15 protein-coding genes and 2 pseudogenes are annotated in these 13,493 nt (G+C 66.9%); 6 read left to right on the plus strand and 11 right to left on the minus strand.

Going from position 1 to position 13,493, the window contains the following annotated elements; genetic code table 11:
- The 3 genes and pseudogenes from JO059_RS19185 to JO059_RS19195 form a co-directional block, all read right to left on the minus strand.
- A pseudogene (locus JO059_RS19185) lies at positions 1 to 84 on the minus strand (Fe-S cluster assembly protein HesB); the annotation flags it as partial.
- A 181-nt stretch (positions 85 to 265) separates the two neighbouring features.
- The gene (locus tag JO059_RS19190; RefSeq protein WP_293321593.1) at positions 266 to 442 is read right to left on the minus strand and encodes a DUF5302 domain-containing protein; all 177 of its coding nucleotides are present in this window, start codon (positions 440 to 442) and stop codon (positions 266 to 268) included.
- Between the two features lie 40 nt (positions 443 to 482).
- Positions 483 to 926: a PPOX class F420-dependent oxidoreductase gene (locus JO059_RS19195; RefSeq protein ID WP_293321595.1), complete on the minus strand. Its 444-nt coding sequence runs from the start codon at positions 924 to 926 to the stop codon at positions 483 to 485.
- Positions 927 to 975: 49 nt separating this feature from the next.
- On the opposite strand from JO059_RS19195, the gene JO059_RS19200 reads away from it, so the two are divergent.
- Complete coding sequence (locus JO059_RS19200) at positions 976 to 1,497, plus strand: DUF1697 domain-containing protein (RefSeq protein WP_293321615.1); 522 nt, start codon at positions 976 to 978, stop codon at positions 1,495 to 1,497.
- A gap of 17 nt (positions 1,498 to 1,514) precedes the next feature.
- On the opposite strand, the gene JO059_RS19205 is transcribed toward JO059_RS19200, so the two are convergent.
- Positions 1,515 to 1,880 carry a GntR family transcriptional regulator gene (locus tag JO059_RS19205; protein ID WP_293321597.1) on the minus strand — a complete coding sequence of 122 codons (366 nt, stop codon included), beginning with the start codon at positions 1,878 to 1,880 and terminating at the stop codon, positions 1,515 to 1,517.
- Between the two features lie 37 nt (positions 1,881 to 1,917).
- Here JO059_RS19205 and JO059_RS19210 point away from each other — a divergent pair, with 37 nt between their 5' ends.
- Positions 1,918 to 2,631, plus strand: a complete 714-nt coding sequence (locus JO059_RS19210) for an NAD-dependent deacylase (protein WP_293321599.1) — start codon at positions 1,918 to 1,920, stop codon at positions 2,629 to 2,631.
- A gap of 93 nt (positions 2,632 to 2,724) precedes the next feature.
- Here the strand turns inward: JO059_RS19210 and JO059_RS19215 are convergent, their stop codons facing one another.
- Genes JO059_RS19215 through JO059_RS19225 form a run of 3 tightly spaced genes read right to left on the minus strand, consistent with a single transcriptional unit; the run spans position 2,725 to position 6,408 of the window.
- Entirely contained in the window at positions 2,725 to 3,366 is a 642-nt protein-coding gene (locus JO059_RS19215) for a class I SAM-dependent methyltransferase (RefSeq protein ID WP_293321601.1), read from the minus strand.
- Entirely contained in the window at positions 3,363 to 4,061 is a 699-nt protein-coding gene (locus tag JO059_RS19220; RefSeq protein WP_293321617.1) for a TetR/AcrR family transcriptional regulator, read from the minus strand. Before JO059_RS19220 ends, JO059_RS19215 begins: the two co-directional genes overlap by 4 nt.
- Before the next feature lie 7 nt (positions 4,062 to 4,068).
- Positions 4,069 to 6,408, minus strand: coding sequence for an MMPL family transporter (locus JO059_RS19225; RefSeq protein WP_293321603.1), 2,340 nt, complete (start codon positions 6,406 to 6,408; stop codon positions 4,069 to 4,071).
- A 318-nt stretch (positions 6,409 to 6,726) separates the two neighbouring features.
- Here JO059_RS19225 and JO059_RS19230 point away from each other — a divergent pair, with 318 nt between their 5' ends.
- Positions 6,727 to 6,858 carry a hypothetical protein gene (locus tag JO059_RS19230; protein WP_293321621.1) on the plus strand — a complete coding sequence of 44 codons (132 nt, stop codon included), beginning with the start codon at positions 6,727 to 6,729 and terminating at the stop codon, positions 6,856 to 6,858.
- Positions 6,859 to 6,997: 139 nt separating this feature from the next.
- On the opposite strand, the gene JO059_RS19235 is transcribed toward JO059_RS19230, so the two are convergent.
- Positions 6,998 to 7,750, minus strand: coding sequence for a 3-hydroxyacyl-CoA dehydrogenase (locus JO059_RS19235; RefSeq protein WP_293321605.1), 753 nt, complete (start codon positions 7,748 to 7,750; stop codon positions 6,998 to 7,000).
- Positions 7,751 to 7,792: 42 nt separating this feature from the next.
- Positions 7,793 to 8,893 (minus strand): CaiB/BaiF CoA-transferase family protein, encoded by a 1,101-nt coding sequence (locus JO059_RS19240; RefSeq protein ID WP_293321619.1) that lies wholly within the window; start codon positions 8,891 to 8,893, stop codon positions 7,793 to 7,795.
- A 130-nt stretch (positions 8,894 to 9,023) separates the two neighbouring features.
- Between JO059_RS19240 and JO059_RS19245 the strand changes: the two genes are divergently transcribed.
- On the plus strand, positions 9,024 to 10,397 hold the full coding sequence (locus JO059_RS19245) for a DUF2867 domain-containing protein (protein WP_293321607.1): 1,374 nt from the start codon (positions 9,024 to 9,026) through the stop codon (positions 10,395 to 10,397).
- Here JO059_RS19245 and JO059_RS19250 read toward each other — a convergent pair.
- Positions 10,360 to 11,082, minus strand: coding sequence for a type II CAAX endopeptidase family protein (locus tag JO059_RS19250; RefSeq protein WP_293321609.1), 723 nt, complete (start codon positions 11,080 to 11,082; stop codon positions 10,360 to 10,362). The genes JO059_RS19245 and JO059_RS19250 overlap by 38 nt on opposite strands.
- Positions 11,079 to 12,242 (minus strand): NAD(P)H-binding protein, encoded by a 1,164-nt coding sequence (locus tag JO059_RS19255; protein WP_293321611.1) that lies wholly within the window; start codon positions 12,240 to 12,242, stop codon positions 11,079 to 11,081. The genes JO059_RS19250 and JO059_RS19255 overlap by 4 nt, the downstream gene beginning before the upstream one ends.
- 69 nt (positions 12,243 to 12,311) lie before the next feature.
- On the opposite strand from JO059_RS19255, the gene JO059_RS19260 reads away from it, so the two are divergent.
- Entirely contained in the window at positions 12,312 to 13,388 is a 1,077-nt protein-coding gene (locus JO059_RS19260; protein ID WP_293321613.1) for a 3-oxoacyl-[acyl-carrier-protein] synthase III C-terminal domain-containing protein, read from the plus strand.
- A gap of 14 nt (positions 13,389 to 13,402) precedes the next feature.
- Positions 13,403 to 13,493: pseudogene (locus JO059_RS19265) on the plus strand (hypothetical protein); the annotation flags it as partial.

Genomic DNA, 13,493 nt, shown 5'->3' on the forward strand with positions numbered 1-13,493 from the left:
CAGCATGCCGATTAGCAATGCGAACGGATTGTCTTCAAGCAACGCGTCGGCGGCCGGGTCCTGGGCTAACTGCAGTTTCGCCACCCCGACAGTCTAGGACCGCCCTGCCGACCCGCCCAGCCAAACCCGGCTGTCTGACGCGCCCTACGTTGCGACATTGACGACGCGGTAGCGGTCACACGGTGCGGAGATGCCTTCAATACGTGCGTCCCGTAGTCCTCCAGCGCGACGCCGGAACCGGCGATGAGGTTCCAGACGGAAGTCATTACCCGCTCTTGCGGCGGAATTCGCGGCGGCTCTCCAGCGGACCGTGTGCCCTGGGCTGCTTGTCGCCGCCGTCCTTGTGATCGGATCCGCCCGAGGACTTGGCGTTCTTGCGGTCGAGCGCCTCCCGGAACTTGCGCTTGGTGTCGTCCTCTTGCTTGGGCTTCGATTCAGCCATGAAGGCAGCGTAGCCGTTAAGAGCCGGCCTGGCTTGCGCTTTACCGCTTGCCCGGCGGCATCCCGTACACGTGCGAGATCCGCAGCGTCAGCAGCACTCGGCGATCGGTGACCATCGCCTGCCGGTACTCGTCCCAGTCCGGATGCTCGCCGGCGATGTTGCGATACAAGGCGATCAGCCCCTCGACGGTGTCGTCGTCCGGGGCGGCCGCCGGCGGCGTCAGGTCCGCCGTGCCCTCGGCCACGGCATAAGACCAGCCGTCGTCGGCGTCGACCAGCATCGACGCCCGTGGGTCGCGGCGCAGGTTGCGGGTCTTGGCGCGCGGCTCAGTGATCGATATGCGCACCACAAGTTCCCGCGGGTCGAAGTGGTAACTCACGTTCGACAGTTGGGGCCGCCCGTCACGCTTGATGGTGGCCAGCACTCCGAGGGAGTTGCCGCTGATCACGGCAAGCAGCTTGTCATCGAAGACTTGGCGGCTCATGCCGAAAGCCTACGTCGCGGTGCGCGAGGCCGGCTGGTGGAATTGCATCATGACCCAATACGCGGCCTTCCTGCGCGGCGTGAACGTCGGGGGCGTGAACCTCAAGATGGCCGAGGTCGCGGCCGCGATGACCGACGCCGGTTTTGCGAATGTGCGCACTGTCTTGGCCAGCGGAAATGTGGTGTTGGAAACTACCGCCGGGGTGGCCGCGGTCCGCAAGAAGGCCGAAGCTGTCCTGCGGGACAGGTTCGGCTACGACGCTTGGGTGCTCGCCTACGACATCGACACCGTGCGCGCCGTCGTCGACGCCTACCCTTTCGAGCGCGAGGTCGAAGGGCAGCAGTCCTACGTCACGTTCGTCGCCGACGCCGCGGTGCTGGACGAGTTCGCCGAATTGGTGCGGCACGCCCGGCCCGGAGAAAAGATCTCCCTCGGTGAGGGCGTCGTCTACTGGCAGGTTCCCAAGGGCTCCACCATGGACAGCACGATCGGCAAGACGATGGGCAAACCGCGCTACAAGTCCTCGACGACGACCCGCAACCTTCGCACGCTGTCGAAAGTCCTGCGATAGAACCCTGTCGGCTGACGCTACTCGTCGGGCACGTTGGTCAGATAGCGCATCGCATCTGACTTGGTCAGCCCCAACGCCTTGGCCACTTCGACGTATTCTTTGGCCGCGGCCGCCATTGCGGCGTCGGTCGGATCAAAGCGGGAGATGAAAGTGCCGAAACGGCCGCGTGTTTCGACGACGGCCGCCGACTCCAGCTCACGATAGGCACGTGCGACGGTGTTTGCCGCAACGCCGAGCTGACCGGCCAGATCACGCACCGTGGGCAGCCGGCTGCCGGGCGGTAACGCGCCGCTGCGCACACCGTCGATGACCTGATTTCTGAGCTGGTCGAACAGCGGTTTGCCCGCCTTCACGTCGACCCGTAGCAAATCCCGCAGCTCCACCCACCCAGTATGTCGCAAGCACGGCTATCTTTGTGGGATGCGAGTAACGGTGCTCAGCGGCGCGGGGATCTCCGCGGAAAGCGGCGTGCCGACATTCCGGGACGACAAGAACGGATTGTGGGCCCGCTTCGATCCCTACGAGCTGTCCAGCACCCAGGGATGGCGCGACAACCCGGAGCGGGTATGGGGCTGGTACCTGTGGCGTCATTACCTGGTGGCCCAGGTCCAGCCCAACGCCGGACACCGCGCAATCGCCGCCTGGCAGGACTACGCCGAGGTCAGCGTCATCACGCAGAATGTCGACGATTTGCACGAGCGCGCCGGCAGCAGCCCGGTGCACCACCTGCACGGCAGCCTCTTCGAATTCCGTTGCGAGCGTTGCGATATGGCCTACACTGGCGCGCTGCCCGAGATGACGGAACCGACGCTGGAGGTCGAACCCCCGATCTGCCACTGCGGCGGAATGATCAGACCCGACATCGTGTGGTTCGGCGAACCACTGCCCGACGAGCCGTGGCAGCATGCGGTCGACGCGACCGAGGCCGCCGATGTGATGGTGGTGGTCGGCACCTCTGCGATCGTCTATCCCGCGGCCGGGCTGCCGGACCTGGCGCTGTCCCGCGGCATATCCGTCATCGAAATCAATCCCGAAGTCACCCCGCTGACCAGAAGCGCCACGATCAGCATCCGCGAAAGCGCGAGCCAAGCTTTGCCCGTACTGCTGCAGCGGCTGCCGGCCCTGCTGAAGTAGCCCGACCCTGCGCAAGGCGCATCGAGCCTGCGCAGAGATCGCGATCCGGTCGCCGGCTCACGCACTGAGGTCAGGCTCGGCACACGGAAAAAATTAGGGCCTGCGCGCCCGGCCGAGCGCAAGTTCCGACACCGGCAGCGGCGCCCAGAACGGCAACGTCAGCTCACGCCGTGAACTGTCGACCTCGAACCCGGCCTCGACGATGAAACGCTCGGTATGACGGTGGGTGTGGCAGTTACCGAACAGCCGCGGCCAAAGCGTCGCGTCGGCCAAGCGCTGAAATCGACCGCGGGCGCCGGCGCTCGCCACATGCTCGAGGTATCGCAGTTGGCCGCCGGGGCGCAGGGCCGAATGCAAACGCCGCAGCACGGCGGCGGGATCGCGCACCGAACACAACACCAGCGAGCACACCACGGCGTCGAACGGCTCGCCATCGCTGATGCCCTCCGCGGTGCCCTCGGTGACGACGACCGGAACCGGGACCACCTCGGCCGCCGCGCGGGCCAGGGCGGCCAACCGCGGCTCCGGCTCCACCGCGATCACTTGTTCGACCGCACGCGGGTAGTTGGGGAAGTTGGTCCCGATGCCAGCGCCAACCTCCAGTACCCGGCCCGAGAGCCCTGCCAGGTTTTCGCGGCGAAGCGCCCGCACCGCCTCCGTCTCGTGGGTAGCCACCACGGGCCAGATACGGGCGAAGAACGGATGGTCAATGGTCGACCCCGCCGGCTGCGTCATGTCCGCGACTCCTCCGATCGCCGCCATGCGGTCACCCACGCGGCCAACTTGCCGGGAGTCGCGTCGGCTCCGCGATAATCGATCACTAACTGCCCGCAGAAGACCGAGCACAACACCCGGTCGGCGAACGCCTCGGCATCGCCAAAAGGCAAGTGCGGCTTGGCGATCAGCATCGCCGCCACCCCATGCGCGGCGCTCCAGAATTCGAGGGCGACGGTGGTGGGGTCGTCGGGCAGATAGATGCCGTCATCCATCAGCGTCTGCACCGTCGCACGCAGGTGCGTGAACGCCGAGATGTCCAGCGTCTCGTCGACGTTGCTTCCGGACCGCCACTCGCCCATCATGGCGATGCGGTACAGCTCCGGGGTTTGGGTGGCGAACCGGACATATGCCAGCCCCTGGGCACGCAACACGTCGACGGGAGAGGACCGCTCGGCGGCTATCCGCTGCATTTCCAGGCCGAGTTTCCCGAAATATCGCGCGCACACCGCGTCCATCAGCGCGTCCTTGTCCGCGAAATGCAGGTAGATGGATGGCGGGGTGACGCCGACGCGTTGCGCCACGGATCGGATCGACACCGACCGGGCATGCCCGGTTTCCAGCAGCAGGTCGGTGGCCGCATCCAAGATCTCCTCGCGGAGCCGATCACCGAACCCGCGAGGGGCCCTGGTCCGACCGCGAGGAAGATTGTCGATCGGCGCGCTAACCAATCTTGGTCACCGGCTCCCTGATCGGGCGCCCATTATGCTGCGCGTCGGCAATTTGCGCGGCGGCTTCCACCGGCTCGACGGAACCGGCCGCCGCGGCCGGCCCCTCGTCGATGCCGAACCGCTCGTGCAGCCACACCAAAGGCCTTGGGGCCCACCAGTTCCAGCGACCCATCACATGCATGAACGCCGGTACCAGAACCATCCGCACCAGGGTAGCGTCCGCGAACACGGCAAGCGTCAGCCCGAGGCCGAACATCCGCATGAACGACACGTGAGCGGCGATCAGCGCGGCGAACGACATCGACATCACCAATGCCGCGGCGGTGATCACGCGGCCGGTGCGGGCGACGCCGTGTGCCACTGCCTCGTCGTTGGCGGCGTGCGCCGCCTTTGCGGTGGGGTTAGCCGGCCGGTACTCCAGCCAGTATTCGCGGATCCGCGAGATCAAGAACACTTCGTAGTCCATGGAGAGCCCAAACGCGATGCAGAACAACAGGACTGGCATGTTCGCCACCAGCGTGCCGCTGGGGGTGGTGCCGAGCGCGCCGAGGTGGCCCTCCTGGAAGATCCACACCAGGGCTCCAAAGGCCGCGGTCAGCGACAGCACATTGCACACCAGGGCCTTGGCCGGCAGCACGACGCTGCCGGTGAGCAGGAAGAGCAGCACGAAGGTGACCGCGGCCATCAGCCCCAATACCAGCGGGAGCCGATCCGTCACCGCATCGACGCTGTCGCGATTGATCTGCGCGACACCGGCCATCTCGACGGACCGGCCCGCGGGCCCGGCCACCTCATGCAGCCGCTTGAGCTGTGCGTCGGAGGAATGGGAGAACAGCGGCGCCGTGCTGTTGATGGTCAGGAATGCGCTTCCGTCGGCCAAGCCGGTCGCGCCGGTCGGCGGTCCCGCCGGGTTTCCGTGAACAAACGTGCCACCGGGAGCCGATACCGCCGAAACGTCGGGGACACGCGAAAGATCGGCGGCATACCGGTCGAGATCCGCCCGGTCCAGGTTTCGGGCATCGGGAACGACGATCGGCACCGCGGTGGCGGAATCGTGGGCGAAACCGCTGCGCAGGCGGTCGCCCACCTGGTGCGACGACGCCGACCGGGGCAGCACCCGGTCGTCGGGGAAACCCCACTTCACCGAGAAGAAGGGAACCCCGAGTAGCAGCAGCAGCGCCATCACCGCCAGCCCGATCGGCGCCCAGCGACGCATCACGAACTTGCTCGACCGGTACCAGAACAGCTCCTCCACCGGCTTGTGGACGGGATCCGGGCGGCGCAGCACCCGCCGCGCCAGCCGTCGCACGTCGAGCGAGTCCAGCCGATCCCCCAGCAGCACGATGGCGGCCGGGGTGATCACGATCGACGCGATCGCGACGAAGGCCACGGTGGCCACTCCGGCGTAGGCGAACGACTTCAGGAAGTACATCGGGAACGCCACCGTCGCCGACATCGACAAGGCGACCGTGACCGCGGAAAACAGCACGGTGCGACCGGAGGTGGCCATGGTCCGGATCAGTGCCGTCTCCCGATCGGCGCCCTCGGCCAATTCGTCGCGATAGCGGCTGACGATCAGCAGCGTGTAGTCGATGGCCAACGCCAGGCCCAGGGCGGTGCTCAGGTTGAGCGCGAAGATCGACACCTCGGTGGTGAACGTGATGAGGCGCAGCACCGTCATCGAACCGACGACCGCAAGGGCCCCGAGCGCGATCGGGAGGCCCGCGGCCAGCAGCCCGCCGAATACCCAGATCAACACGAGGAAGCTCAGCGGGATGGCGATCAGCTCCATGACGACGAGGTCGTCTTGGTTTTGCTTGTTGATCTGGGCGTATTGCATGGCCGGGCCGCCGGCGCCGACGGTGACGCCGTCACGGTCGTGGACGAATTGGTCGGCGAGGGTTTGCGCGTTTTTCTGGGCGTAGTTCTCGCCGCCCTTGAGGTTGACGACGACCAATCCGGACTTGCCGTCGGTGCTGATCAGCTCGGCGGCCGCCGGCGGTGGCGCGGTCCAGGGCGAAGAGACGTTGTAGACCAACGGTGAGTGTTGCAGCTGGTCGACGAGTTCGGTTCCCACCTTGCGGGCCTGTTCGCTGTTGGCGCCCGCGGGCGCCGTCACCAGGACCAGCAGCTGTTGACCGCTCTGCCCGAACTTGTCCGCCAGGACACCGATGGCGTGGGCCGACTCTGAGTTGGGGTCCTGGAACCCCCCGGGTGACAAGCTTTTCGCGACGGGAATGCCGAAGACGGCCGCGGCGATGAACACCAGGACCGCGGCGGCGATGATTCGTCTTGGCGCTGCAATGGCCAGTCGAGCGGTCGCCTGCAACATCAAGGGTCCTCCCGCCGTCCGTGCCGGCCACATGGGCCGGCATGTAACTTATCGGTGGTAAGTTACATGTGTCAAACAACACTAACTAAAGGCACGCGCGACCACCTTGGCCGGTTCAATCCGACCCGTATCCCGCTCGAAACCAACTCGCGAGCGGCTTCGAACCGACTGAGAAGCGGCGCCCGCGCGCACCGAAAGCCGTCGTCACGACGGGATTGACGGCCGCTACCGGTCGGAAACCTACCGGCCGGTAAATTGCCATCATTTTCCGAATCGTGACTCAAAGATTCCTTAATGGCGGCCCATAGGCTCCTTGTCATGTGGATCGACGACTCGAGTGCCGACCTCATCAAGGCTGACTTTGACGCCCTCTACCACGGCGACATGCTGGTGGAAGGGGAGACCTCGGAGCAGCTCGAAGACTGGCACCCGCTCCCTACGGCAAGCTGAGCCGGCCATGAGTGTGCTCGCTCGGCTGTTGATGGCCGAACCTGCGATTACCCGCTGGTTCCGCCGGTAGCTTCGTTCTCGTTTCCTGGTGTCAGCCCCCCGCGAATGCGGGGGGCTTTCGCTGTCCGCCCGCTCGCCCTCAGCGCGGGGCCATGCGGATGGCGCCGTCCAAGCGGATGACCTCGCCGTTGAGCATTGGGTTCTCGATGATGTGCACCGCGAGCGCCCCGTACTCGTCCGGGTTGCCGAGCCGCGAGGGGTGCGGCACCTGCTTGCCCAGCGACTCCCGGGCCGGTTCCGGCAGCCCTGCTAACAGCGGGGTGTCGAACAGCCCGGGCGCAATCGTCACCACTCGAATGGCCTTGCTGGCGAGGTCTCGGGCGATGGGCAACGTCATGCCGACCACGCCGCCCTTGGACGCCGAGTAGGCGGCCTGGCCGATCTGGCCGTCGAATGCCGCGACCGACGCGGTGTTGACGATGACGCCGCGCTCCTCCCCGATGGGCTCGGTCTTGGCGATTCGCTCGGCGGCGAGCCGCAGCACGTTGAAGGTTCCGACCAGATTGATGTCCACGATCTTGCGGAAAGCGTCCAGCGGGAAGACGCCGTCCTTGCTGAGCACCCGGATGGCGTTGCCCGTGCCGGCGCAATTCACGACGATACGCAGCGGGCCCATCGCCTCCGCGACGTCGAGGGCCCTGGCGACGGCGGCCTCGTCGGTGACGTCGGCCTGCGCGAAACGCGCTCGGTCGCCCAGCTCACGAACCGTGTCTTCGCCCCGCAGGTCCAGCACCACCACCTGCGCCCCGGCATCGAGCAACCGCTTGGCGGTGGCCAGGCCGAGGCCCGACGCTCCGCCGGTGATGACGGCTGCGGCGTCCTTGATCTCCACGTGTGTCCCTCCCTGTCGTCCAGCCAACCAGTTGGTTGGGAATCATATCCATTCCTGCAAGACCGCTTCCGCGTCGATCGCCGCTTCGGCCGGGCGCGGTGTCCCCGGCGCGGTGCGGGAGAACCGCGGCGCCGGCAGCGGCTGCAGGCCGCCGTTCACCTCGTAGAACGTGTCGCGTTCGGTGATGTGCGGCTCCGACCGCACCTCGCCGAACGTCAGGACCGGCGTCACGCAGGCGTCGGAGTCGGCGAACACCTTGGCCCAGTGGTCGCGATCACGGCTGGCGAACTTCTCCGTAAGAAGCGCCCGCAGCTCGGGCCAGCGCGCGGCGTCGTTCTGCGGCGGCAAGTCGGCGCCGTCCAGGCCCAGCCCGGCGATCATCGCCGCGAAGAACTGCGGTTCGATGGCCCCGACCGCGACGTAGCGGCCGTCGGCGCACTCGTAGGTGTCGTAGTAGGGCGCACCGCCGTCGAGCAGGTTGGTGCCACGCACGTCGGTCCACATGCCGGAGGCGCGCATCTGCCACATCATCTGGACCAGGACGCTGGAACCGTCGACCATCGCGGCGTCGATCACCTGCCCTTTGCCGGAGCCCTGTCGCTCCCAGAGGGCGGCCAGTACTCCGACCAATAAGAACATCGAGCCGCCCCCGAAGTCACCAACCAGGTTCAGCGGTGGCACCGGCCGCTCGTTCACCCGGCCGATGGCGTGCAGGATGCCGTTCAACGAGATGTAGTTGATGTCGTGGCCCGCTTGCTGGCTGCGCGGGCCGGTTTGGCCCCAACCGGTCATCCGGGCGTAAATGAGCCGTTCGTTGACCCTGGCGCAGTCCTCGGGGCCCAGGCCGAGCCGCTCGGTGACGCCGGGGCGGTAGCCCTCGATCAACACGTCGGCTTTGGCGACGAGCTTGAGCACCAGTTCGCGGCCCTCATCCGACTTGAGGTCGGCCGTCACGATGCGACGATTGCGCAGCATCGCATCCTTGGCTGTGCCGCCCGAGCCACCGGGTCCCCCGGATTCTTTCGGCGGCCGATCGATCCGGATCACATCGGCACCGAGATCACCGAGGATCATCGCCGCATGCGGGCCCGGCCCGATGCCGGCCAGCTCGATGACACGCAACCCGCTCAACGGTCCCGCCATGGTGTAGCCCTTCATCTGCTTTTGGTCCGCTCCCGCCGTCGTTCGCATCTTCGCAGTCGCGCTCAACCGACGCGCACCCCGGTCGCTTACCCCTCGCTAGGGTGGGCCGCAGGCGACGAAGGGATGGGCGATGGCGCGCTGCCTGGTGACCGGTGCAACCGGCTACATCGGTTGCCGGTTGGTGCCGCGGCTGCTGGACGAGGGCCACACGGTGCGCGCCATGGCCCGCACTCCGGGCAAGTTGGACGACGTGCCTTGGCGTGAGCGGGCCGAGGTCGCGCGCGGTGACCTCGGCGATCTCGACTCGCTGATCGCGGCGTTCGACGGCGTCGACGTCGTCTACTACCTGGTCCATTCGATGGGCGCCGCCAAGGACTTCGGCTCCGAGGAGGCCCGCGCCGTACGCAACGTGGTCACGGCCGCTCGCCGCGCCGGGGTGCGACGAATCGTGTATCTGGGCGGCCTGCATCCGGAGGGCAGCCGCCTTTCCAAGCACCTCGAGTCCCGCGTCGCCGTCGGCGAGGCGCTCATCGACTCCGGCATCGAGACAATGGTGTTGCAGGCTGGCGTGGTGGTGGGGTCCGGCTCCGCTTCGTTCGAGCTGATCCGCCACCTCACGGACCGGTTGCCGGTGATGACGACGCCGAAGTGGGTGCACAACAGGATCCAGCCGATCGCCGTGCGAGACGCGCTCTATTACCTGGTCGCCGCGGCGACCGCACCGCTATCGACGAAGGACAAGGTCCGAACGTGGGATATCGGCGGGCCCGACGTCCTCGAGTACGGCGACATGATGCGGGTGTACGCGGAGGTCGCCGGGCTGGGCCGGCGCTACCTGATCGTGTTGCCGTTTCTTACCCCCACCGTCGCCAGCCTCTGGATCGGGACCGTCACGCCAATCCCGCCCGGCCTTGCGCGGCCGCTGATCGAGTCGCTGGAATGCGATGCGGTCATGCGCAACGCCGACATCGACTCTGTTATCGAGCCACCCCCCGGCGGACTCACCGGCTACCGGCACGCCGTGGAACTGGCGCTCGACCGTTCAACACGCGGACTTGCCGACGCGACCTGGGATTCGCTGCGGTCCGATCCCGCCGAACCGCTGCCCTGCGACCCGGCCTGGGCGGGCGAGACCGTCTACGCCGACGTCCGCACGGCCGACACGAACGCCGAAGCCGGCGACGTATGGCGGGCGGTCGAGAATGAGCTGGCTCGGCGCCGTCCGCTCGGGCACTGGAGAGTGCTGGAGCGCGCGCCCGACAGGCTCCGGCTGCGAGATGGCACCCGCTGGGTGGGGCAGGGCTGGCTCGACATCACCGTCACGCCGCGACGCGACGGGGGGAGCCGTTACCTGCAGTGCGCCATTTTCGTGCCCAGCGGCCTGCTGGGGCGGCTGTACTGGATCGGGCTCCGGCCGGTGCGGACGGGCGCGCTGCGCTCCCTGGCGCGCGACGCCGCGCGACCGGTCAAACCCCGAACATCGGGGGCAGTGCGAGCACCATGATCAGCCCCCACACCAAGTGGGTGAGCATGGGCGCCAGCACCCCGCCGGTGGCACGGCGTTCCAGAGCGCACACCGCGCCCAGGATGATCGCGGCGAACCCGAGCATTGGGTTGCCGCTGGCCAAGGTCACGCAGGTGTACAAGACGGTCGAGATGAGCATGGGGTGATAGCGCCCCAACGCGGTGTACAGCGCACCCCGGAAGAACACTTCCTCGGCAATCCCGTTGACGAGCGTGATCGCGACTATCACCGGATACCAGCCGTGGTGGGCGAACAGCAGGACCCGGGTGATCAGGGCCGCCACGGGCGGGATCTCACGCGCGATCAGGCCACCCACCATGAAGACACCGCCGAGCATCAGCCCGACCGTCACCCCGGTAATGACCGGCCGCTGGTTGCGGCCACGCCAGCAGATGCCCCCCAGATGCAGCGGGCCCGAGACGAACCCGCCAACGACCCATACCCCCGCCAGCACGAGGGTCAGGTAGTAAAAGCTCGACTCGCCCGGGTGGCGCCGCAGCGAGAACCCGAGCACCGCGGCGCCGATCACCAGCGTGATCGCGACGACGATGCGTCGACGGCGCACCACACCGGGCGGTTCATTATGCGGCACAGCGACATTGGTGATCGCGCGACGCAGTTCGGAGGAGACGCTGGCGCGGTGGGGAGCGGTCGACTGGCTCATGCCGGACGTGCCTTCGCAGTAAAGGTGAAGAGGAGGATGTCGAGGCCGGTTCGCAGGGCACCGGCGAGCGGGCCAGGCACGCTGTTGATCAGCCTCAGCGTGGGTCGTGCGACGGGCGGGGTGATCGCTCGGGCGAGCCGACGGATGCGCAGGGCGTCTCCGCCCGCCCATGCGGGATCGCTGTCGGCCAGGTGATGCGGATCGACCAAGGCGTTGACCGGATTGGGTCGACAGTTCGATCCGTCCGCCAGCGCCAGAGCGATGGCGTGCTCGACGTCGAGGAGCCCGCCGGGCGGATCGGGGACGTGTTCTCGCAGGCCACTGACGGATGCCACCATCGGGTGATCCAGCGACTCGACGAGGTCTCCGGCCAGGCCCTGCGGCACCGGCAGTGCCACACCGGTGATGAGCGATGCCAGCGCGGTGTCGACTCTGCCGACGGGCAGCGCGGCGTGCCACCTGCCCGAGACACGGGCGTAGGTCTTGAGCAGCTCCCGGTAGGACGTGGTGGTCGGGCCGGATATGTCGTAGGCGCCCGCCGGTACGAGGTCGGGGTCTGCGGAGGCGACGAGATAGTGCAGCACATCGCGAATGGAGATCGGGTCGATCGGGTTGTCCATCCAGTTAGGTATCGGCATGAGGGGAAACCGGTCCCCGACGTAGCGCATCATCTCGAACGACGTCGAGCCGGCGCCGATGATCATCGCCGCACCCAGCCACACCAGTTCCGGGCCGTCCTCGACCGACAGGGCCTCGGCGACCTCGGCGCGGCTGGTCAGGTGCTCGGACAGCGCCTCGTCGGCGGGCACGAAGCCGCCCAGGTAGACGATCCGCCGCACGCCGGCGTCCCTCGCCGCGACTGCGAGGTTCGTGGCCGCGGCCTTGTCGGCGTCACGGAAGCCCGGCTGCCCGATGCCGTGCACCAGGTAATACACCACGTCGATGGGATCCGCCGCGTCCGTCAAACCGGCGAAGACCGCCTGGACCGACACCGGATCGGAGGCGTCGAGGGTGACGGGTGTGACGTCGTCAAACCAACCTAATCGCTTGAGCCGCTCTTGATTTCGGGTGGCAGTCAAGACATGATGGCCCCCCGCCAGCAGCGCAGCGACCAGGCGCGAGCCGACATATCCGGAGGCGCCGGTGACCAAAATCCGCATACCCCCGACCTTAGCCACGCAATTGAACCGATGCCGCGGCGGCAACGTCACCCGGGTATGGAGCAAATCATGGCGGGCAAGAAACAACGCGTAATCACCAAGACTGCGACAGGTAATCCGTCCGTCGCCGGGGTAACGGTCAAGTTCCCGCCGAACCGGTACACGCAGGACGAAACCATCGGGGCCCTGACCGACTTTGCGGGTCAGGAATTTCGCCGGTTTGCGCTCTCCAGCGGGGTCGAGTTCCGAAACGTCGCGCTACCGCTGTCGGGATACGGCACGTTGAGCGACTTCACCGAGGCGAATAACGCCTACCTCGAAATCGCGCTTGACCTGTCCGAACAGGCGCTGCTGGCAGCGCTTGACCAGGCAGGGGTGAAGCCGTCTGAGGTCGACGTCGTGTTTTCGACGACGGTCACCGGGCTTGCCGTACCGTCGCTGGAGGCCCGGCTGGCATCGCGGGTCGGGATGCGGCAAGACGTCAAGCGCGTCCCGCTGTTCGGCCTCGGATGCGTGGCGGGGGCGGCCGGGCTGGCGCGCGTCTATGACTACCTGCGGGCGTACCCCGATCACGTCGCGGTGTTGCTGGCGGTCGAACTGTGTTCGCTGACCGTTCAGCGTGAGGACAAGTCGATCCCGAACCTGGTGGCGTCCAGTCTATTTGGTGACGCAGCCGGCGTGGTGGTGGCGACCGGAGCCGCCCGTACGGCGGTCGGCCCGAAGGTGCTGGCCACCCGCAGCCGGACCTACCCGGACACCGAAGATGTGCTGGGCTGGAACATCGGCAGCAACGGATTTCAGATCGTCCTGTCCGTCGAAATTTCGACCATCGTCGAAAAGTTTCTGGGCGACGACATCCGCAATTTCCTTGCCGACCATGGACTGACCACGACTGATGTCTCGAGCTGGTTGTTGCACGCCGCCGGCCCGAAGGTGATCGACGCGGTGGAAAACGTGTTGGAGCTGCCGCCCGATGCCTTCGCCCACACCAGAAAGTCGTTGCGCGACAACGGAAACCTGTCTTCGGTTTCGGTGCTTGATATACTTCACGCCACCATGGCCGACCCACCGTCGCCGGGTTCGATCGGATTGATGATCGCGATGGGACCGGGCTTTTCCGCCGAACTCGTCCTACTGAGCTGGTAGGGCCCGATACCGCTATGTATTACCTACTTGTCCTCGCGGTAGCCGTCGAACGGCTGGCCGAGCTCGTGGTGTCCAAGCGCAACGCCGAATGGTCTTTCGCCAGAG

This window comes from Mycobacterium sp. (genome assembly GCF_019247615.1).
Lineage (GTDB): Bacteria > Actinomycetota > Actinomycetes > Mycobacteriales > Mycobacteriaceae > Mycobacterium.